This is a genomic window from Cupriavidus respiraculi (assembly GCF_914271545.1).
GTDB classification, from domain to species: domain Bacteria; phylum Pseudomonadota; class Gammaproteobacteria; order Burkholderiales; family Burkholderiaceae; genus Cupriavidus; species Cupriavidus respiraculi.
Genome location: NZ_CAJZAH010000002.1, coordinates 1,453,376 through 1,474,345, shown reverse-complemented (window position 1 = coordinate 1,474,345; position 20,970 = coordinate 1,453,376). Strand labels below are relative to the sequence as shown.

The window sequence follows — 20,970 nt, the reverse complement described above, 5'->3', positions numbered from 1 at the left end:
CATGGCCATGCGCATCTACGCCGTCGGCGGCGCCATCCGCGACCAGCTGCTCGGCAAGCCGAGCCAGGATCGCGACTACGTGGTGGTCGGCGCCACGCCGGCGCAGATGGAGGCGGCCGGCTACATGCCGGTGGGCAAGGACTTCCCGGTCTTCCTGCATCCGCGCACCCGCGAGGAATACGCGCTGGCGCGCACCGAGCGCAAGACCGCGGCAGGCTACAAGGGCTTTTCCTTCTACTGCTCGCCCGACGTCACGCTGGAAGACGACCTGGTGCGCCGCGACCTGACCATCAATGCGATGGCGCAGGCGTTGGACGACGATGGCGCGCTCACCGGTCCCGTCATCGATCCGCACGGCGGCCAGCGCGACCTGGCCGCGCGGGTGTTCCGCCATGTCTCCGAAGCCTTTGCCGAGGACCCGGTGCGCATCCTGCGCCTGGCGCGCTTTGCGGCGCGCTTTCACGATTTCGGCGTGGCGCCGGACACCATGGCGCTGATGCGCGGCATGGTGCAGGCCGGCGAGGTCGACGCGCTGGTGCCCGAGCGCGTGTGGCAGGAACTGGCCCGCGGCCTGATGGAGGCACGGCCGTCGCGCATGTTCGAGGTCTTGCGCGAATGCGGCGCGCTGGCGCGGCTGATGCCCGAGCTGGACCGGCTGTGGGGCGTGCCGCAGCGCGCCGAATACCACCCCGAAGTGGACACCGGCGTGCACGTGATGATGGTGCTCGACACCGCCGCCGCGATGGGCTGGCCGCTGACCGTGCGCTTCGCGGCGCTGGTGCACGACCTGGGCAAAGGCACCACGCCCGCCGACGTGCTGCCGCGCCATATCGGCCACGAGCAGCGCAGCGTGCAGTTGCTGGAGGAGGTGTGCAGGCGCCTGCGCGTGCCCAACGACTGCCGCGATCTCGCGGTAGTGGTGGCGCGCGAGCACGGCAATATCCACCGCTGCGGCGAATTCGGCGCAGCGGCGCTGACGCGGCTGCTGGAGCGCTGCGATGCGCTGCGCAAGCCGGACCGCTTCCGCGAGGCGCTGCAGGCGTGCGAGGCCGATGCGCGCGGGCGCCTGGGCTTCGAGCAGCGCGACTATCCGCAGGCCGCGCGCCTGCTCGCCGCCCGCGAGGCGGCCGCGGGTATCGATGCGGGCGCCATCGCCCGCGCATGCGCGGACCAGCCGGAGCGCATCCGCGAGCGCGTGCATGCCGCGCGGGTGGCGGCGGTCGAGGCGCTGCTGGCGACCGGCTCCGGCGGCGGCTAGCGGCCCGTGCGGCCGATCGGCAAAACCGGCGCCGCAAACCTAAAGCAGCGATTTCCTTGGCCGGGACACTGCGCACGACGTGACACGCCCGGTGCCACGCCTTGCGCCGCACCGGCTGTGGATTCCGACCATGGACCTGGCCTTTGGCGCATCCTCTTCCGCCGGAGACCCGCCCATGTTCGCCATCGCCCCTGCGCCACGCGGCGCCAGCACCCCGCAGCCCACGCCTTCCATGCCTGACCCGGTGTCGGGCGCGCCCGCGGGAACGCCTGCCGACGCGGTGCCCGAAACCGCTCCGGCGCCTTCGCCGGTTCTCAGCCTCGACGCGCTGCCCACCGAAGTGCTGGCCCACATCGTCGGCTACCTGCCGCCCGATGCGCGGCACGCGCTCGTGCGCGCCGGCCGGCAGATGCACGAGCACGTGTCGCGCGAAGTCCGGCGTAGCCGGCTCGTCGAAAGGATCGCGCGGGCGACGACCTTGTCGACGCTGCGCGATGCCATGCGGGATGTCGCGCACCCGCTGCTGTCGGACGAGCAGCGCGCCCACAGCCTCGAGCAGCTCGCGGCGCGGCTGCCGTCGGTGCAGCCACGCGCAGCGGCCGCGGCGCTCCTTCTTGCCGGCATCGGGCGCCTGCCGTTGACGCTGCGCGCCGAGCCCTTGATCCGGCTGATGCAGGGCATGTCGCTGAACGGGACACTGGACGCGTGGGACGGCTTGCGGGACCGCATCGCCGACGCCATCAGGGCGTTGCCGCCCGCGCTGCAGACCGGGCCCCTTGGCGTGTATCTGGACCTGATGCCGGTGGGCGAACTCGATCCGGTGGCGGCCGTGGCTTGGACCGAGCACACGCTCGTCCTGCCCGAACGCGGGCGCGGCGGGCTGCTCGCGTCGCTGGTGGCAAGCCGGTCCGTGTTCGATGGGCCCGCGCCGGCCGAAACGGATGCCCGCCTGCTGTCCATCGTGGCCGCCTTGCCCAGCGCCGAGCGCGTGCCCGTGCTGTGCGCCCTGGCGGCGCACTTCGGCCGGCTGATGCAGCGCGCTGTCGGCGTCAGCGGCCAGGGCGGCGAGGGCGGCGAGGGCGGCGAGGGCGGCGAAAGCGGCGATCAGACGCTGCCTCGCTGGCTGGCGGTGCTGGAGGCCGCCGAGCGCCTGCCGGTGGAGGGGGAAACCCTCGTGCTGGCCCAACTGGCGGGGGAACTGGGCCGGCACGCCGCGGCCGGCGACACGTGCTGGGATCGTCTGTGGAACAGCGGCGGGGCCAGGACGCGCAGCCCCGAGCAGGCCGCGACCTGGCTGGCCAAGCTGGCGCGCCACGCCAGCGCGGAGACCATCCGCGAGGAACGGTGGACGCGCGTGTTGACGGGCATCGAGGGTCTGCCCCCGGCCTGCCAGGCGGCGCCGCTGCGGGGGCTGGCGCGCTCGCTGCGCGCGGTGCCCGCCGACGACGCCTGCAACGCGCGCTGGGCATCCCTGCTGCAACGGGCGCCGGCGCTGCCATCGCTCGCCCGCGCCCGACTGCTGCAGATGCTGGCGACGGTGCTGGTGGCACGCCAGTCTGCCAATGACGACGATCGCTGGACCGCCCTCGGGGCCTGTGCACAAACGCTGGCGCCTCGGGAACAGGCGCTGCTGCTGGTGGAGTTCATGTCGGATGCCGTCGCGGCCGAAGGACTGTGGGGCTCGCACCTGCGCACGTATCCCTCGCTGTCCGATGGGCAGCGCGCCGAAGCGCTGGCGGCGCTGGCATTCAGGCTGCGCCTGCTGCCGTATCCCGGGCGTCGCACCGTCGCCTGCAACGACATGCTGCGCGCGATCGCCGCGCTGCCGCTCCCGCTCCAGGTGGCGCCGGGCCTTGCGCTGGCGCGTGCCGGCGCGGCCGTCCACCTCGCCGCGCACGACCCCGGCAGCGCGCGCGGCATGGGCGCGATGCTGGCGCGCTGGCCGTCGGCGCAGCGCCTGCAATGGCTGCAGGCGGCCGCCTCGGCCGTGGACGATGTCCATGCCGCGCTCTGGCTGGTGGATTGCCTTGAAGCGGTGCCCGCCTGGATGCGGGCCGGGCCGCTGGCCGTGCTCGCCAACTGGGGAGCGCACTACGCCAGATGCTCCGCCGATCTCGCGCGCGGCCTCTGGATCGGCCTGGTGGTGGCGGGCGGGGCGGTTCCCGCCCGCCATCGCGCCCCGATGCTGCCGGCGATGCAGGAACTGCTGGCGCGGCTGAAGGACACGCTCGGCGCGCATGGCCGGCGCGATCTGCGCGGACTGCTGGAGGGCGTGCCGCATTGCGACCGTCCGGTGGACGCAGAGGACGACGAAGACGGCCACCGCGGTGGCGATGGCAAGCGGGCAAGGCTCGCATAAGGGGATGCAGCGGGCGTCGCCCCGCTCTTGCGCGCTCCGCCGCCGGCTTTTGCGCGCCGCCGCTGCCTACAGCAGCCGTCCGACCACCAGCACCATCAGCGACAGCAGCACCGTCGAGGCGAAAGGGAGCACGAATTCGCGCCCGAACAGCCGGAAGCGCACGTCGCCGGGCAGGCGACCGAGACCGATCTTCTGCAGCCACGGCAGCGCGGACGACAGGATGATCACGGAGAGGAAGATGGTCAGCGTCCAGCGCAACATCGGCGGGTGTCCAGTGCGGCTACAGGGTGTGGCTGCGGTCGCCCGCGGCAAAGCCGAGCGGCAGGCTGTCGTCCATGCCGCGCACCAGGGCGATGGCCTTGAACAGCTCGCCCATCTCGGCCTCGGAGAGGAGCTTCTGCACCGCGTTGGCTGCCGGCAGGAAGTGCGCCGTGTCGGCCGGGTCCAGCGTCATCAGCAGTTCGCCGATGCCGGCATTCATCAGCAGGCGCGCCTGCGAGGTGAAGCCGGCGACTTCGAGCCCGGCGTCCACGGCCGCTTCCGCGATGCCGGTGAAGTTCACGTGCGCGGTGATGTCCTGCAGGCCCGGATGGAGGAAGGGGTCCGGGTGGGCGTGATGGCGGTAGTGGCACATCAGCGTGCCGCCGGTGCGTTGCGGGTGGTAATACTCGGCCGCCGGAAAGCCGTAGTCGATCAGCAGCGCGGCGCCGCGGGTCAGCATGGCGCCGAGCGAGCGGACGAAGCCCTCGGCCTCGGCATGGGTCTCGGTGACCAGATCCTGGTCGCCCGGCAGCGTGCGCAGCGGGAGTGGTACGTCGGCCGGGGCCAGCGCGCGGTCGACATAGCCGAAGCCCTGGCCCTGGCGTGCGACGCCGCGCTCGTGCCAGTGGCCGCCCAGGCGCGCGTACAGCCGCACCGGCATGGCGTCGAGCACCTCGTTGCCGACGATCACGCCGGCGAATTGCGCGGGCAGGGCGTCGAGCCATTGCACGCGGGATGCCAGTTGCGGCGCGCGCGCGGCCAGCGTGGCCTGCTGGCGGGCGCGCAGCTCGCCCGACAGTTCGACGATCAGGTAGCGCGCCGGCAATTGCCCGGCGGCCTCCAGCGCCAGCAGCAGGTCGGCCGCGAGGCGGCCGGTGCCTGCGCCGAATTCCATCACGGTATCGAGGCCCTGGCCGAGCCACTGCATCAGCTGGCGTGCCAGCGTGCGGGCGAAGAAGGGGGACAGTTCGGGGGCGGTGATGAAGTCGCTGCCATCGCGCACGTCGCGGCCGAACTTGGCAGCGCCGCCGCTGTAATAGCCCAGGCCGGGCGCGTACAGCGCAAGCGCCATGTAGCGATCGAAGCCGATCCAGCCATCGGCGGCGTCGATGGCCTCGCTGATGCGCGCCGACAGCGCGGCAGAGGCCGCCAGCGCTTCGGCGGAGGGAAGGGGTAGACTAGCGGCTTTCTGCATCCCGCGATTGTAGCAATGCCCGACAACGCCGCCTCCGCCGCCCCTTCCGCCGCCACTGCCTCCGCCGCCGCCGACCGCTCGTCCGACGCCGGCGCATCGACCGCCGCGCGCGGTATTGCGCTCGTCACCGGCGGCGCTCGCCGCATCGGCCGTGCCATCGCGCTGGAGCTGGCCGCGCGCGGCTGGGACGTGGGCATCCATTGCCATCGCTCGGTCGAGGAGGCCGAGGCGCTGGCCAGCCAAATCCGCGCGCAGGGCCGCCGCGCCGCTGTGCTGCGCGCGGATCTGGCCGACGAGGCGGCCACCGGCGGCCTGGTCGCCGCGTGCAGCGCGGCGCTGGGCGTGCCGACGTGCCTGGTCAACAATGCCTCGCTGTTCCAGTACGACGTCGCCACCAGCTTCTCCTACGCCTCGCTCGATACGCACATGCGCACCAACGTGGCCGCGCCGCTGCTGCTCGCGCGGGAGATGCACCGGGCGCTGGCCGCGGATGCACGCGGCGTGGTGATCAATCTGCTGGACCAGAAGCTGGACAACCTCAATCCCGACTTCCTGTCGTACACGCTGTCCAAGGCCGCCTTGCAGACCGCGACGCTGCAGCTGGCCCAGGCGCTGGCGCCCAAGCTGCGCGTGGTCGGCGTGGCGCCGGGCATCACCATGGTGTCCGGCGACCAGTCCAGCAACGGCTTCAAGCGCGCACACCGCGTGACGCCGCTCGGCCAGTCCTCCACGCCGGACGATATCGCGCAGGCCGTGGCCTACCTGGCCGAGGCGCGCGCCGTCACCGGCACCACGCTCTACGTCGACGGCGGCCAGCACCTGATGCCGCTGGCGCGCGACGTGATGTTCCTGACCGAGTAGGCCGCGCGACCGGCCCCTCATTCCAACGTTTCTCTTTCCGGCCCCCGGCCTGCTTCCACCATGTTTGCCGCCCTTTCCCATCCCAGCCTGCAAGACTGCCGCCGCATGTTCCTGCGCAACTACGAAGTGCAGATCAATATCGGCGTGCACGACTTCGAGAAGAAGGGCGAGCAGCGCGTGCTGATCAATATCGACCTGTATGTGCCGCTGGCGGAAAGCACCCCGCACGACGACAAGCTGCACGAAGTGGTGGACTACGACTTCATGCGCAACACCGTGGCCGCCCGCATGGCGCAGGGCCATGTCCACCTGCAGGAGACGCTGTGCGACGACGTGGCGAGCGCCATGCTGCAGCATCCCAAGGTGCGCGCCGTGCGCGTATCGACGGAAAAGCCCGACGTCTATCCGGACTGCGATTCGGTCGGCGTCGAGGTGTTTCGGATCAAGGGCGCCTGAGGCGGGCGCGCCTGGGCTCGGCCGCGCCCGCGTGAACCTGCGCCTGCCACGCTAAAATAGCGGGCTTGCCGGCGCCCACGCCGGCCTTTTCGCGCCGCATCGCCTCTTTTGTGATGCCGTTGCCACGCCGCGATGGCAGCCGCGCGCGCCCCCGGGGCGCACGCGGGCCCACCCCCACCACGCGCGGCAAGAACAGCATGACCGTCATGAACGACACCAGCCATTCCAAGAATTTCTACCGGCTCGAGACCTATCTTCAGTCGCAGACCGGCCGCGCCATCGGCGACTTCAAGATGATCGAGGACGGCGACACCGTGCTCGTGTGCCTGTCGGGCGGCAAGGACTCGTACACCATGCTGTCGGTGCTGATGGCGCTGCAGAAGCGCGCGCCGGTCAAGTTCAAGCTGATCGCGATGAACCTGGACCAGAAGCAGCCGGGCTTTCCGGAGCATGTGCTGCCGGCCTACCTGGAATCGGTCGGGGTCGAATACGTGATCGTCGAGGCCGACACCTATTCGATCGTCAAGGAGAAGGTGCCCGAGGGCAAGACCACCTGCTCGCTGTGCTCGCGGCTGCGCCGCGGCGTGATCTACCGCACGGCCAAGGAGCTGGGCGCCAACAAGATCGCGCTGGGCCACCATCGCGACGATATCGTCCAGACCTTCTTCCTCAACATGTTCTTCGGCGGCAAGATGAAGGCCATGCCACCCAAGCTGGCCACCGACGACGGCCAGCACATCGTGATCCGCCCGCTCGCCTACTGCTCGGAGAAGGACATCGCCGCCTATGCGCGCGCGATGGCATTCCCCATCATCCCGTGCAACCTGTGCGGCTCGCAGGAGAACCTGCAGCGCAAGAAGGTCAAGGAGATGCTGCTGGAGTGGGAGCGCCAGAACCCGGGACGCATCGACAATATCTTCGCCGCGCTGCGCAGCGTGGTGCCGTCGCACCTGGCCGATACCGAGCTGTTCGATTTCAACGGCCTGGCCACGGGGCTGGCCAAGGTCGACGAGGCTTCGCTGTTTGGCGAGACGACGTTCTCGCAGCAGCCGCTGGTGTTCGCGGGCGGCAGCGCGGAGAACCGCATGGAATTCGTGCGCTTCGACAAGCCCGGCGTGACGGGCGCCGCCGCGCCGGCGGCCGCGGAATAGCGGGCCGCACCATCGCTGTCGAACGATGCAAAACGCCCGCATTCGCGGGCGTTCTGCATGCCGGCCGCCCCCGGGCGACGTCAGTTCGACGCGCGTGACCCGGCCGCCGCCGCCGTGCCCTGGCGCGGCGCCTCGCGCATCAGCGCGTTGGTGTCGTCGATCCAGCCCTGGAAGCGGTCGGCGGCATGGCGCTTCTGCTCGGGCGTGGTCAGGTTGGCCACGGTGACCGCCAGCGCCACGCCGGCATTGTTGTTGGCTTCGTAGGTGCTCTGCCGGTCGCGGCTGGGCGGCGCCTGCCACTGGTCGCCGAAGCGCTTGAGCAACTCCATCACGCGCGCCTTGGGCGGCCGCTCGGCCTGAACCTGGCGCGCCAGCGCGAGCCACGCCTGCTGGCGCTTCTCGCGTTCGGCAAAGCGCGTGTCGGCGCCGTCGACCACCGGCCGCACCGCTTCCCGGATGGCGGCTTCCTGCTCGCGCGAGAACCGGCCGTAGATCAGCTTGGCGTACTCCATGACCTTGTCGTAGCGGGCCTCGAGCCGCTGCTCGGGCGAGCCGCGCAGGAATTTCTTGCGGTACTTGGCGTTGCCGTCGGCGAACTTGCGCTCCATGCGGGTGATCTGCTCGGGCGTCAGGGTGACCAGCAGGTCGGCCACGTCCGGCAGCGCATGGTCGTAGGCCTCGCGGCCGAGCCGCTGGGCCTCGTCCTGGATCTGCTCGACCTGGGCCGCGGTCACCGGCTGCTGCACCTGGGCCTTGGCGCGGCGCAGGGCGGTGGCGATCTCCGGCAACTGGTCCTTGCGGTGCCAGGCGAAGAAGCGATTGATGGCGTCGCGCGTCTGCGCTTCCTGGTCGTCGGTGACATCGACGTAGTTGTCGATCCACCAGTAGGCCAGATGGTCGCCCTGCTGGTAGCCGAGCTTCATCGCGTTGCAGCCCGCCAGCAGCGCGAGCGCGAGCGCGGCGACCATGGCGGCCGCCTTGCGCAGGCCCCCTCGATCGTGAAAAACGGTAACGGCGCGCAAGCGGCGCAAACCCCCCATGTTAGAATCGCCGCGCATGTCAGCGGTCCCCGGGCGTCCCCCGCCAGCCCAGGCTGGACAAGCCTTCCCGGCCATTGCAGACGGCCGGATCCAGGGTCGCGCACGACCGGCCGCACGGCCGGTTTCCCGGCGCGGCGCACGCAAAGCACATCGGGACATCATCTCGAGCATCGTCACTTAGGAACCTCCTCGTGAATATCGTCATTCTCGCCGCGGGCATGGGCAAGCGGATGCATTCCGACCTGCCCAAGGTACTGCATCCGCTGGCCGGGCGCCCACTGCTCGCCCATGTCCTGGACACCGCCCGCACGCTGTCGCCGACGCGGCTGGTGGTGGTGGTGGGACACGGCGCCGAGCAGGTGCGCGCCGCCGTGGCGGCCGACGACGTGCAATTCGCGTTGCAGGCCCAGCAGCTGGGCACCGGGCATGCCGTGATGCAGGCGCTGCCGCTGCTGGATGAATCGCAGCCCACGCTGGTGCTGTACGGCGACGTGCCGCTGACCACCGGCGCCACGCTCAGGGGCCTGCTGGACGCGGCCGGCGCCGACGGCTTCGGCATCCTGACCGTGGAGATGGCCGATCCGACCGGCTATGGCCGCATCGTGCGCGATGCGGGCGGCGCGATCGTGCGCATCGTCGAGCAGAAGGACGCCAGCGCCGCCGAACGCGCCATCCATGAAATCAATACCGGCATCATCGTGTGCCCCACCGGCGCGCTGCGCCAGTGGCTCTCGACCCTGCGCAACGACAATGCCCAGGGCGAGTACTACCTGACCGACACGGTCGAGCGCGCCGTCGCCGACGGCCTGCGCGTGGTGTCGGCCCAGCCCGGCGCCGAATGGGAAACCCTCGGCGTCAACAGCAAGGTGCAACTGGCCGAACTCGAACGCCTGCATCAGCGCAACGTGGCGCAACGGCTGCTCGAGGCCGGTGTGACGCTGCTCGACCCCGCCCGCATCGATGTGCGCGGCGAACTGACATGTGGCCGGGACGTCACCATTGACGTCGGTTGCGTGTTCGAAGGACGCGTGCATCTGGAGGACGGCGTTCAAGTCGGTGCTCACTGTGTGATCCGTAATAGCAAGATCGGTTCCGGCTCGCGCGTGCACCCGTTCTGCCATCTGGAGGACGCCAGCGTGGGCGCGGACGGCCGGATCGGGCCCTATGCGCGGCTGCGCCCGGGTACTGAGCTGGCCCAGGACGTGCATATCGGTAATTTTGTCGAGATCAAGAACAGCCGGATCGCCGCCCAGAGCAAGGCCAACCACCTCGCCTATGTGGGCGACTCCACAGTCGGCGCGCGGGTGAATATTGGCGCCGGCGTCATCACCTGTAACTATGACGGGGTCAACAAGCACCGCACCGTGATCGAGGACGACGTGTTCGTCGGCTCGGACACGCAGCTGGTCGCCCCGGTGACGGTTCGCCGCGGCGCCACCATCGGCGCCGGCACCACGCTGACCAAGGAAGCGCCCGCCGACAAGCTCACGCTGTCGCGCGCCAAACAGATGACCATCGACGCCTGGCAGCGTCCGGTGAAGCAGCCGGCCAAGAAGTAAGATGAAGGCCGCCCAGAGCCGGGCGGCCAGCCAGGAAAAACAGAATGCGGCCCGTGCCGCATTTCAAGAATCAATACGATGCGGCCCCACGCCGCGGGTTTCCAGGGAGCAACACCATGTGTGGCATCGTCGGCGCGGTTTCCACGCGCAATATCGTTCCGGTCCTGATCGAAGGTCTGCGCCGCCTCGAATATCGCGGCTATGACTCCTGCGGCGTCGCGGTCGTGCGCGACGAGGTGCTCGAGCGCGCGCGCACCGTGTCGCGCGTGGCGGACCTGGACGAACAGACCCGCGGCTCGGGCCTGGCCGGCACGCTGGGCGTGGCCCACACCCGCTGGGCCACCCACGGCAAGCCCGATACCACCAATGCCCACCCGCACTTCTCGGGCGAAACCATCGCCCTGGTGCACAACGGCATCATCGAGAACTACGAGCCGCTGCGCGACGAGTTGAAGGCCGCGGGCTACGGCTTCGAGTCGCAGACCGATACCGAGGTCGTGGCGCATCTGGTGCACCAGGCCTACAGCTATCCGAGCAGCGCCACGCGCGGCGACCTGTTCGCCTCGGTGCGCGCGATCACCAAGCGCCTGCGCGGCGCCTATGCGATCGCGGTCGTCGCCAAGGACCAGCCCGACGTGGTGGTGGGCGCGCGCGCCGGCTCGCCGCTGATCGCCGCGCTGGCCGAGGGCGAGGCCTTCCTCGCCTCCGACGCGCTGGCGCTGGCCGGCACCGCGAACCGCATCATCTATCTCGAAGAGGGCGATGTGGTGGAAATCCGGCGCGACGGCATCACCATCCACGACGCCGACGATCACGCCGTGGAGCGGGAGGTCCGTGTGGTCGAGGCCCACGCCGCCGCGGTCGACCTCGGCCCGTACCGCCACTACATGCAGAAGGAAATCTTCGAGCAGCCGCGCGCGCTGGGCGACACGCTCGAAGGCATCGACGCCATCACCCCGGACCTGTTCGGCGAACGCGCCCCCGAGATCCTGGCCGGCATCGACAGCGTGCTGATCCTGGCCTGCGGCACCAGCTATTACTCCGGCTGCACGGCCAAGTACTGGCTGGAGGCGATCGCCCGCATCCCGACCCAGGTCGAGGTCGCCAGCGAATACCGCTACCGCGAGACCGTGCCCAATCCGCGCGCGCTGGTGGTGGTGATCTCGCAATCGGGCGAGACCGCCGATACGCTGGCCGCGCTGCGCCACGCCAAGGCGCTGGGCCATACGCACACGCTATGCGTATGCAACGTCGCCAGCAGCGCGATGGTGCGCGAGACCGAACTGCGCTTCATTACCCGCGCCGGCACCGAGATCGGCGTGGCGTCGACCAAGGCCTTCACCACCCAGCTCGCCGCGCTGTACATGCTGACGCTGGCGCTGGCCAAGGTGCGCGGCACGTTGTCGCCGGAGAGCCAGGACCGCGCGCTCGCCAACCTGCGCCACCTGCCCGCCGCGCTGCACGGCGTGCTGGCGCTGGAGCCGCAGATCATCGCGTGGTCCGAGGAATTCGCCCGCCGCGAGAACGCGCTGTTCCTCGGCCGCGGCCTGCATTACCCCATCGCACTGGAAGGCGCGCTCAAGCTCAAGGAAATCTCGTATATCCACGCCGAGGCCTATCCGGCCGGCGAACTGAAGCACGGCCCGCTGGCGCTCGTCACCGAGGCGATGCCGGTGGTCACCGTCGCGCCGAACGACGCGCTGCTGGAAAAGCTCAAGTCCAATATCCAGGAAGTGCGCGCGCGCGGCGGCAAGCTGTTCGTGTTCGCCGACAGCGACTCGCACATGCAGTCGTCGGACGGCATCCAGGTCATCCGGCTGCCCGAGCACTACGGCGACCTGTCGCCGATCCTGCATGTGGTGCCACTGCAATTGCTGGCGTATCACACCGCCTGCGCGCGCGGCACCGATGTGGACAAGCCGCGGAACCTGGCGAAGTCAGTGACGGTGGAGTGAGCGCCTTTCGGCGTGCGGCAAGAATCGAGAGGCCCTTCGGGGCCTTTCCTTTTTTCCCGCCGCCGCAAGCGCCCTGCTAGAACTCAGCCTCCGACATCGCCGTCATCTGCGAGCTGCCATTCAGGCTCTTGTACAGGTTCAGCGAGGTGATGCTGTACTCGGTGCCTTCCATGGTCTTGACCTCGCGCAGATCGAAGGGCTGGGAGCGGCGTAGCTGGCCGTTGCCGAGGTTGCGGTAGCGCAGGTCGTAAGTACCCTCGGTGATGCGCTCGACGGTGAAGGAGCCGCCGGCCGGTACGTAGAAGACGCGCACCGGGCGTGGCTGCGGACCGGTGAGCAGCACCAGCTTGACGAAGACATCGTCGTCGGTGCGGGTGTTGTCGACGGTGACCGTCGACAGGCCGCTGCTGTTCAGGCGCGGGTAGCCCTCGACGTAGCCGCCCTGCAGCGGCCAGGGCTGTCCGTTGGGCGCGGTCGCGGGCCGCTTGTAGGGCGCCGGCGCGAGCGCGCGGCGGTTGGTCAGCGTTTCGACGACGGGGACGCGTTCGGGCGCGAAAGCCGCCAACGGCTCGGCCGCCAGCGTGGTCGCTTCCTCGACCATGCGCCGGTAGAACGGGCCGCCATGGTCCGGCAGCGCATACGCGCCCGCGCCGACCACGCACAGCGCGAGGCCGAGCTGCAGGTGGAAGGGGCGCTTGAACAGCGCCCAGGAATCCTTGAGCCGCACCGGCTTGCCGGTGGTGCTGAGCGATGCGAGCAGGGTCTCGACCTGGCGGCGGATCTCCAGCGCTTCGTCGCGGTGGCGGATGCCCGCGGGGGGCGGGTCCGGCCGGATGGTCTTGACCAGATCCAGCGCATCGAGGCCGACCGCGCGCGCCATTTCGGCATTGCCGGTGGCCGCGAAGTACGTCGCCTGCGAGGCCGCGAGGCGGGCATTGGCGAGCGGCGGCCGCTTGCCGCCGAACAGGTTGGTCAGGATGGCGTGGACCGAATAGACCGGACCCAGCGGCAGGCCCCACCAGCCCATCAGCCAGGTCACGGCGGAGGCGCGCACCGCCTTGCTGCCGGCGCAGTGGCTGCAGAAGACGCCCTGCACCGGGGTGCGCTTGCTGATCAGCAGAAAGCTCTTGACCTCGTGATAGACGGCGTAGCGCGGCTGCGCGGTGACCTTGCCGCAGCAGGAGCACACCACCGGCTCCGGCAGCCGCGCGCGAGACTGCTCCCGCTTCGGGGGCTCCGTGCCGGCTCCCCCGGCTCCCCCGGCTCCTCCCGCTCCGCCGGCACCTGCGCCGGCCGGTCCGCCGCCCGTTCCCGCGCCGGCCCCGGCGCCGGCCCCCGCGCTGCCCTTGGGCCCGGCACCGCGCGCAGGCTCCGCCATGCCCGCGTCGTAGTCGTCGCGGGACTCGGGGTTGCTGAGGACGGAATAGGCCTCGGTCAGGCGCTGGAACTTGGCGGTGGCGCCGGGCGCCTTGTTCCTGTCCGGGTGCAGTGCCATCGCGCGGCGGCGAAAGGCGCTGCGGATTTCCGCGGCAGTCGCGGTAACCGGTACGCCAAGGATCGCGTAGTAGCCGCGGGGATCGCGTGAGGTCATGTTGCGCTCAATACAAGGACAGTACCTTTTTGTGCTGATCCATTGGTTGTCGGCCGCCCGCGGCAAACCTTGACCCGACAAAAGGGGGGATGGCGAAAAAGATGCCATTACACCACACGGGAGTCGTCCGCCGCCGGACATCGGCGGCCGGGGGCGCTGCGCTAAGATGGCCTCTCCCGCCCGCGCGAGGCCGCGTCTTCACGCCTTGTGCCCGCGACGCGGCGTCCCGCTGATGCTCTCACCGGAATGGCAACGATGGAATGGATGACGGACCCGTCGATCTGGGTCGGCCTGGCGACGCTGGTCGTGCTCGAGATCGTGCTCGGCATCGACAACCTGATCTTTATCGCGATCCTCTCGTCCAAGCTGCCGCCGGCGCAGCGCGACAAGGCCCGGGTGATCGGCCTGTCGCTGGCGCTGCTGACCCGGCTGGGCCTGCTGTCGGTCATTTCATGGCTGGTCTCGCTGCACAAGCCGCTGTTCTCCATCGGGCCGCTGGACTTTTCCGGGCGCGAGCTGATCCTGCTGCTGGGCGGGCTGTTCCTGCTGTTCAAGGCGACGGTGGAGCTGCACGAGCGCATCGAGGGCGTGGCGCACGAGCAGGACGAGAAACCGGCCAGCGCCGGCTTCTGGATGGTGATCCTCCAGATCGTGATCCTGGACGCCGTGTTCTCGCTGGACTCGGTCATCACCGCGGTCGGCATGGTCGACCACCTGCCGGTGATGATGGCCGCGGTGGTGATCGCCATCGGGGTGATGCTGTTCGCCTCCAAGCCACTGACCCGCTTCGTCAACGCGCACCCCACCGTGGTGGTGCTGTGCCTGAGCTTCCTGCTGATGATCGGCCTGAGTCTGGTCGCCGAGGGCTTTGGCTTCCATATTCCGAAGGGCTATCTGTACGCGGCCATCGGCTTTTCCGTGCTGATCGAGTTCCTGAACCAGGTGGCCCGCCGCAACTTCCAGCGCCGCCAGGCGCGCCGGCCGCTGCGCGAACGCACGGCCGACGCGGTGCTCGGCCTGCTTGGCGCGCGCCGCGCCAGCGAGGCAGGCGCCGACGAGCACCCGGCGGACGAACCCGCGCCGGCGCCCGCCTTCGCGCCCGAGGAGCGCAGCATGGTCAGCGGCGTGCTGTCGCTGGCCGAACGCTCGGTGCGCTCGGTGATGACGCCGCGCACCGAGCTGTCCTGGATCGATATCGACGACGATGCCGACACGCTGCTCGCGCAGATCCTGGAGGCGCCGCACAGCTTCTTCCCGGTATGCCGGGGACAGCTGGACGATATCGTGGGCGTGGCGCGCGGCAAGGACCTGATCGGCGACCTGCACCGGCTGGGCCGTATCGACGAGGCGGCAAGCCTGCGCCCGCCGATCATCGTCCATGAGTCGATCGGCATCCTGCGGCTGATGGACACCCTGCGCGCCTCGCGCGGCCAGCTGGTGCTGGTGGCCGACGAATATGGCGCGCTGCTCGGCGTCGTCACCCCGGTCGACATCCTGGAGGCGATCGCGGGCGAGTTTCCCGACGAGGACGAGACCCCGACCATCGTTGCGATGGGCGAGGGGCGCTGGCGGATGGACGGCGCGGCCGACCTGCGCGCGGTGGCGCAGACGCTGGAGATCGGCGATGCCTGGGCCGAGGCGCTGGAGGGCGGCTATGCCACGCTGGGCGGGCTGCTGCTGAGCCATTTCGGCGTGCTGCCTCCGCCCGGGGCGCGGCTCGACCTGGACGGCTATCGCTTCACCGTGGCAGGAGTGACCGAGCGGCGCATCGAACGGATCGATGTCGCGCGCATCGGCCCCGAGGACGAGCAGGCGGCCACCGGAGACAGTCCCGACGGTCCCGACCGGCGGCCCGTGCCGGCCGATGCCGCGGGCGCGCAGGGTTCATGAGGCAGGCGGGCTTGCCTGCACCTGCCAGCCGACCTGCCCATCCAGCGGATAAACCGGCCGCTGCACGTTGCGGAACGGGAAGCGCTCGTAGCGCGAACTGGTTACCCCTTCGCCGTCGCACTCGACCACCGCCTTCGCGATCGGCACGAACACCGGGCGGCAGTACATGCGCGACTTCAGCAGCAGGAAGCGCGCGGCGTGCGGATCGACGCCGATATGGGTGAAGATGCCAAGGTCCCAGTGCTCCTGCGGGGTCTCGGTGACGATGACCTGCGCGGTGCCGATGTCCAGCAGCGCGGTGCGGCCCATGCGGATGCGCTGGCCGGTGTAGGTCGGGCCGGTGATGGTGTATTCGCCGTCGCTGATCGCGGCGACCTTGCCGGTCAGCGGCCGCGACACCGGATACTGGCCGAGCTGCGCCAGCGCGACCTTGTCGCCGACCGGCAGTGTGATGGTCGCCCCCACGCCCGCGCCGATCAGCGTCGTCACCGCCTCCGGGTCGCACACCGGGCCCACCGCGATGCCGCTCAGGCCCTGCACCAGCGCCTCGTGCAGCACGCTCATGCTGTCGCAGGTGCCGCCCGACATGCAGTTGTCGCCGTGGTCCAGCAGCAGCACGGGGCCGGCGCCGGGGCCGGCGGCCAGTTCGGCGGCGCGCGCGATCGACGCGGACAGCGGCTCGGACTCGTAGACGAAGCCGGCGCGATCCTCCCAGATCTGCCCGGCGATGCGCTGCGCGATGGCGTCGGCGCGCTGCGCGTCCCCGTCGCCCACCACGATCACGGACAGGCAGGGCGCGGCGATATCGGCCAGGCCGAAGCCGGCCAGGATCGACACGGCCAGCATGCCGTCCTCGTCCTCGGCCTGCCGGGCCAGCGCCACCGCCCGCTGCATCGCGCCCTGGTCGGTGCGGCTGCACAGCGTATGCGTGATCAGCGGCAACCGCCGCCATGCGACCACCGGGTTGCTGCGCCCGGCAATGCGGGCCATCAGCAGGCGGCCGGCGTGATCGCCCGTCTCGTACATGTCCACGTGCGGATAGGTCTTGAAGCTGACCGCCACGTCGACATGGTCGATCAGCTTCTGCGAGATGTTGCCGTGCAGGTCCAGCGCCACGGCGATCGGCGCATCGGGCAGCACGGCGCGCAGGCGTTCGAGCAGGTCGCCCTCGCCATCGTCGCTGTTCTCCGCGACCATCGCGCCGTGCAGGTCCAGCATCACCGCGTCGCAGCCCGCCGCCGCGCCGACGATGGCATCGCACAGCGCGGTGTAGGCCTCGGCCGCGACGCGGCCGCTGGGGTTGGCCCCGGCGATCACCGGCACCACGATCTCGGCCCCCGCGGCCTCCGCATGGTCGATGAAGGCCGCGGCGGCCGTGCGCGTGCCCTTGGCCGCGCGGTAGGCCTCGTCGCCGTAGACCGGGTCGAACGACGCGAGCGGCGTCGGCACGGGCGAGAAGGTGTTGGTCTCGTGGTTCAGGCGGGCGATCAGGATTTTCATCGGCGGACTCGGGCGGATTCGGGCGGTTGCGGCGCGGTGGTGTGTTGCGGTCAGGGCTGCGGACGCCGGGCGGCGTCGAGCATGGCGTGCAGCAGCACGTTGCAGCCGGCCTCCAGGTGCTCGGGCTTGGCGTCCTCGATCTCGTTGTGGCTGATGCCGTCCTTGCAGGGCACGAAGATCATCGCGGTCGGCGCCACGCGCGCCAGGTAGACGGCGTCGTGGCCGGCGCCGCTGATCACGTCCATCTGCGACAGGCCCAGCCGCGTGGCGCCGTCGCGCACCGCGCCGACCAGCCGCGCATCGAACGGCTGCGGCGCGAAGTACACGACCTGCCGCACGTCGATGCCGATGCCGGTGCGCGCTGCCAGCGCGGCCGCGGCGTCGCGCAGTTCGGCGTCCATCGCCGACAGCACGGCGTCGTCGGCGGCGCGCAGGTCCACGGTCATCGACACGCGGCCGGGAATCACGTTGCGCGAATCCGGATGCACCGACAGGCAGCCCACCGTGCCGCGCCCGTGCGGGGCGTGCGCCAGCGCGATGCGGTTGACCAGCCCCACCAGCTCGGCGGCCGGCAGCAGCGCATCGCGCCGCAGCGACATCGGGGTGGGGCCCGCGTGCGCTTCCATGCCGGTCAGCACCACGTCGTACCAGCGCTGGCCGAGCGCCCCGGTGACCACGCCGATGGTGGTGTCGTTGGCCTCCAGCACCGGGCCCTGCTCGATATGCGCCTCGAAGTAGGCGGCCACCGGCCGCCCGCCCACGGGCTCGGGTCCGGCAAAGCCGATCTCCCCCAGTGCCTGCGCGACGCTGATGCCGTCGCGGTCGCGCTGCGCCAGCACGTCGTCCAGCGCGAACTCGCCGATGAAGGCGCCCGAGCCCATCATTACCGGGACGAAGCGCGAGCCTTCCTCGTTGGTCCACACCGCGACCTCGATCGGCGCATCGGTGACGATGCCGGCGTCGTTGAGCGTACGCAGTACCTCGATGCCGGCGAACACGCCGTAGTTGCCGTCGAACTTGCCGCCCGTGGGCTGCGTATCGATATGGCTGCCGGTCATCACCGGCGGCAGCGCGTCGTCGCGGCCGGCGCGGCGCGCAAAGATGTTGCCGATGGCATCCACGCGCACGGTGCACCCAGCGGCGCGCGCCTGCGCGATAAAGAAGTCGCGCCCCTGCCGGTCCAGCTCGGTCAGCGCCAGGCGGCACACGCCGCCCTTGGGCGTGGCGCCGATGGTGGCCAGCTGCATCAGCGTGTCCCACAGGCGCGTGCCGTCGATGCGCAGGTCGTGCGATGCGGGTGTTGCCGGAGTCGTTGTCGGGCTTGCTGCCACGGTATTCATGCCTGGTCCTCGTTGTCGGTTGGCTCGCGGCGCAGGTACGCAGGAATCATGCCGCCAGGCCGACGCCCAGATAGCGGTCCTTGACCGCGTCGTTGGCGCGGAACTCGTCGTTGCTGCCGGTGTAGACCACCTTGCCCTGCTCGATGACCACGTGGCGGTCCGCCAGCTGCGTGCACACCTCCAGGTTCTGCTCCACCAGCAGGATGGGCACGCCGGCCGCCTTGATCATCTTCAGCTGCGCGACGATTTCCTCCACGATCACCGGCGCCAGCCCCTCGACCGGCTCGTCCAGCATCAGCAGGCGCGGGTGGTTCATCAGCGCGCGGCCGATGGCCAGCATCTGCTGCTCGCCCCCGGACAGCTGCGCGCCGCCGTTGGTGCGGCGCTCGCGCAGGCGGGGGAAGATGCGGTAGATGTCGGCCAGCTGCCACGGCGACTCGCGCCGCGCGCCGAGTTTGAGGTTCTCCTCGACGGTGAGCAGGCGGAAGATGCCGCGATGCTCGGGCACCAGGCACAGTCCTTCGGCGGCGATGCGGTGCGCGGGCATGCCGGCCAGATTCTTGCCGCGCAGCTGCACGCCGCCGCCGCGGGGCGTCACCACGCCCGCGATGGCCTTGAGCGTGGTCGACTTGCCGGCGCCGTTGCGGCCCAGCAGCGTGACCAGCTCGCCTTCGCCCACGGACAGGGAGACGCCCTGCAGCACGTGGCTCTTGCCGTAGTAGCCATGAATGTCGCGGACTTCGAGCATCATTGCGCGCCTCCGGTGATCATGTTGCCCAGATAGGCGGCGCGCACGCGCGGGTCGCCGCGCACCGTGGCGGGCGGGCCCTCCATCAGCACCTTGCCCTGCTGCATCACGGTGATGGTGTCGGAGATGTCCATCACGATGTCCATGTTGTGTTCGATCAGCACGACGGTGTGGTCTTCGGCCAGGCCGCGGATCAGCCGCTTCATCGAGCCCAGGTCGTCGATGCCCATGCCCGAGGTGGGCTCGTCCAGGAAGATCGCGCGCGGCCGCGCGGCGAGCGCCATGCCCACCTCCAGCCGGCGCTGCTGGCCGTGCGACAGCACGCCGGCCGCGGCCCCCGCCACGCGGGTCAGTTCCAGCCGCTCCAGCACGCGGTCGACGACTTCCGCGCGCGCCAGATCGCCCACTGGCAGCCGCCAGCAGTTCAGCGCGCGCCGCGGCGCGGTGCCGAGCGCGGCGAGCCGCAGGTTCTCGCGCACGGTGAGGTTGGGAAACAGGCTGGTGACCTGGAACGAGCGCGCGATGCCGCGCTGCACGCGCTGGAAGTCGGTCTCGTCCGTGACGTCGTGCCCGTCGAACACGATGGAGCCGCTGGTCACGGTGCGCGTGCCGGTCAGCATGTGGAACAGCGTGGTCTTGCCGGCGCCGTTGGGGCCGATGACCGAATGCACGGTGCCGGGCATCACGCGCAGGTCCACGCCGCCGAGCGCGACGAACTTGCCGTACTGCTTGACGATGCCGGTGGCCTGCAGGATGGGAGCGGCGGCGGTGGCGGTCATGCGCGTTCCTCCTGCGGGGCGGGCTGCGGGCCAGGCTCCGGTCCGGCGTTGCGCCGGCCGCCGCGCAACCGGTCCCACAGCGTCTCGCCCAGCCCCCACAGCCCGCGCTGCATGAACAGGCTCACGGCGATCAGCAGGAAGCCCAGCAGCATCAGCCAGCGCGGCCACAGCGTCGAGAGCCAGTCGGAGAGCAGCACGTAGAAGGCCGCGCCGAGCACCGAGGCGAACACGTTGCCGGTGCCGCCGATCACGGTCATCACCAGGATCATCTCGCTGATGTGGTAGTCGATATTGCTCAGCGAGGCGATGCCGGTCAGCATCGCGTGCAGCGCGCCGGCCAGCCCCGTCACCGCGCCGGAGATCACGAAGGCGAGCAGCTTGAAGGTCTTGACGTTGTAGCCCACCGCCAGCGCGCGCTCCTCGTTGTCGCGGATGGCCAGCAGCGTGCGGCCGAACACCGAGTCGGTGACGCGCAGCACCAGAAAGAACACCACCAGGAACAGCGCCGCGACGAAGCCGTAGAACTGCCACGGCGAGGCGAGCGCCACCAGCTCGTGCGAGCCGATCGACAGCGCCGGGCGCGGGATATCGAGCAGGCCGTTGTCGCCGCCGGTGATCGACGGCGTGGTGTACGCGAGGAAGTAGAACATCTGCGCGAAGGCCAGCGTCAGCATCACGAAGTAGGTGCCGCGCTGGCGGATGGCGAACCAGCCCACCAGCGCCGCCGCCGCGGCCCCCATCACGATGGCCAGCAGCAGTGCCACCGGCACGGGCAGGCCGGTGCGCGTGAGCGCGATGCCCACCGCGTAGCTGCCCAGCCCGAAGAAGATGCCCTGGCCGAACGACAGCAGGCCGGTGTAGCCGAGCAGCAGGTTGCAGGCCATTACCGCCATGCCGTAGACCAGCACTTCGGTGGCCAGCGTGCCCGAGCGCATTGCCAGCGGCAGCACCAGCGTCACCGCCAGCGCCAGCCACCACAGCCGGTAGCGTGCGAGCGAGCGCGTGACGGATCCGAACATGGTGTTTT

At 70.4% G+C, this 20,970-nt stretch carries 17 protein-coding genes; 8 read left to right on the top strand and 9 right to left on the bottom strand.

Translation table 11 applies throughout. The annotated features are described in order from the left end of the window. Positions 1-7 precede the first annotated feature (7 nt). Complete coding sequence (locus LDO27_RS14545; RefSeq protein WP_224042390.1) at positions 8-1,258, top strand: multifunctional CCA addition/repair protein; 1,251 nt, start codon at positions 8-10, stop codon at positions 1,256-1,258. 175 nt (positions 1,259-1,433) lie between these two features. After that, complete coding sequence (locus LDO27_RS14540) at positions 1,434-3,617, top strand: RAD23 family protein (RefSeq protein ID WP_224042388.1); 2,184 nt, start codon at positions 1,434-1,436, stop codon at positions 3,615-3,617. 66 nt (positions 3,618-3,683) lie between these two features. Here the strand turns inward: LDO27_RS14540 and LDO27_RS14535 are convergent, their stop codons facing one another. Together LDO27_RS14535 and LDO27_RS14530 are read right to left on the bottom strand one after the other, a co-directional pair. Next, a complete protein-coding gene (locus LDO27_RS14535) occupies positions 3,684-3,878 on the bottom strand; it encodes a DUF2905 domain-containing protein (protein WP_222202618.1) in 195 nt (64 codons plus the stop codon). 19 nt (positions 3,879-3,897) lie between these two features. Beyond that, positions 3,898-5,073, bottom strand: coding sequence for a class I SAM-dependent methyltransferase (locus LDO27_RS14530; protein ID WP_224042386.1), 1,176 nt, complete (start codon positions 5,071-5,073; stop codon positions 3,898-3,900). Positions 5,074-5,088: 15 nt separating this feature from the next. Here LDO27_RS14530 and LDO27_RS14525 point away from each other — a divergent pair, with 15 nt between their 5' ends. From LDO27_RS14525 to ttcA, 3 genes are all read left to right on the top strand, one after another. Further along, the gene (locus LDO27_RS14525; RefSeq protein WP_224042385.1) at positions 5,089-5,934 is read left to right on the top strand and encodes an SDR family oxidoreductase; all 846 of its coding nucleotides are present in this window, start codon (positions 5,089-5,091) and stop codon (positions 5,932-5,934) included. A 60-nt stretch (positions 5,935-5,994) separates the two neighbouring features. Further along, complete coding sequence (locus LDO27_RS14520; RefSeq protein WP_222202610.1) at positions 5,995-6,390, top strand: dihydroneopterin aldolase; 396 nt, start codon at positions 5,995-5,997, stop codon at positions 6,388-6,390. A gap of 206 nt (positions 6,391-6,596) precedes the next feature. Further along, a complete protein-coding gene (gene ttcA, locus LDO27_RS14515) occupies positions 6,597-7,541 on the top strand; it encodes a tRNA 2-thiocytidine(32) synthetase TtcA (protein ID WP_222203268.1) in 945 nt (314 codons plus the stop codon). Between the two features lie 80 nt (positions 7,542-7,621). On the opposite strand, the gene LDO27_RS14510 is transcribed toward ttcA, so the two are convergent. Further along, entirely contained in the window at positions 7,622-8,509 is an 888-nt protein-coding gene (locus LDO27_RS14510) for a DUF6279 family lipoprotein (protein WP_224042384.1), read from the bottom strand. Positions 8,510-8,772: 263 nt separating this feature from the next. Between LDO27_RS14510 and glmU the strand changes: the two genes are divergently transcribed. Together glmU and glmS are read left to right on the top strand one after the other, a co-directional pair. Beyond that, positions 8,773-10,140 (top strand): bifunctional UDP-N-acetylglucosamine diphosphorylase/glucosamine-1-phosphate N-acetyltransferase GlmU, encoded by a 1,368-nt coding sequence (gene glmU, locus LDO27_RS14505; protein WP_222202606.1) that lies wholly within the window; start codon positions 8,773-8,775, stop codon positions 10,138-10,140. Between the two features lie 116 nt (positions 10,141-10,256). Further along, positions 10,257-12,095 carry a glutamine--fructose-6-phosphate transaminase (isomerizing) gene (gene glmS, locus LDO27_RS14500; RefSeq protein WP_222202600.1) on the top strand — a complete coding sequence of 613 codons (1,839 nt, stop codon included), beginning with the start codon at positions 10,257-10,259 and terminating at the stop codon, positions 12,093-12,095. Between the two features lie 76 nt (positions 12,096-12,171). On the opposite strand, the gene LDO27_RS14495 is transcribed toward glmS, so the two are convergent. Continuing rightward, positions 12,172-13,686 (bottom strand): J domain-containing protein, encoded by a 1,515-nt coding sequence (locus tag LDO27_RS14495; protein ID WP_224042382.1) that lies wholly within the window; start codon positions 13,684-13,686, stop codon positions 12,172-12,174. A 255-nt stretch (positions 13,687-13,941) separates the two neighbouring features. Here LDO27_RS14495 and LDO27_RS14490 point away from each other — a divergent pair, with 255 nt between their 5' ends. Next, the gene (locus LDO27_RS14490) at positions 13,942-15,576 is read left to right on the top strand and encodes a TerC family protein (RefSeq protein ID WP_224042381.1); all 1,635 of its coding nucleotides are present in this window, start codon (positions 13,942-13,944) and stop codon (positions 15,574-15,576) included. Here the strand turns inward: LDO27_RS14490 and LDO27_RS14485 are convergent. The 5 genes from LDO27_RS14485 to LDO27_RS14465 are packed head-to-tail and all read right to left on the bottom strand — an operon-like array spanning position 15,571 to position 20,962. Continuing rightward, positions 15,571-17,076, bottom strand: coding sequence for a M81 family metallopeptidase (locus LDO27_RS14485; RefSeq protein ID WP_224042379.1), 1,506 nt, complete (start codon positions 17,074-17,076; stop codon positions 15,571-15,573). The two genes, LDO27_RS14490 and LDO27_RS14485, sit on opposite strands and share 6 nt — an antisense overlap. 50 nt (positions 17,077-17,126) lie before the next feature. Then, on the bottom strand, positions 17,127-18,416 hold the full coding sequence (locus tag LDO27_RS14480; protein WP_224042377.1) for a Zn-dependent hydrolase: 1,290 nt from the start codon (positions 18,414-18,416) through the stop codon (positions 17,127-17,129). Positions 18,417-18,462: 46 nt separating this feature from the next. After that, complete coding sequence (locus LDO27_RS14475) at positions 18,463-19,167, bottom strand: ABC transporter ATP-binding protein (protein WP_224042376.1); 705 nt, start codon at positions 19,165-19,167, stop codon at positions 18,463-18,465. Next, complete coding sequence (locus LDO27_RS14470; RefSeq protein ID WP_224042374.1) at positions 19,164-19,943, bottom strand: ABC transporter ATP-binding protein; 780 nt, start codon at positions 19,941-19,943, stop codon at positions 19,164-19,166. Before LDO27_RS14470 ends, LDO27_RS14475 begins: the two co-directional genes overlap by 4 nt. Next, the gene (locus LDO27_RS14465) at positions 19,940-20,962 is read right to left on the bottom strand and encodes a branched-chain amino acid ABC transporter permease (RefSeq protein ID WP_224042373.1); all 1,023 of its coding nucleotides are present in this window, start codon (positions 20,960-20,962) and stop codon (positions 19,940-19,942) included. The genes LDO27_RS14470 and LDO27_RS14465 overlap by 4 nt, the downstream gene beginning before the upstream one ends. Positions 20,963-20,970 lie beyond the last annotated feature (8 nt).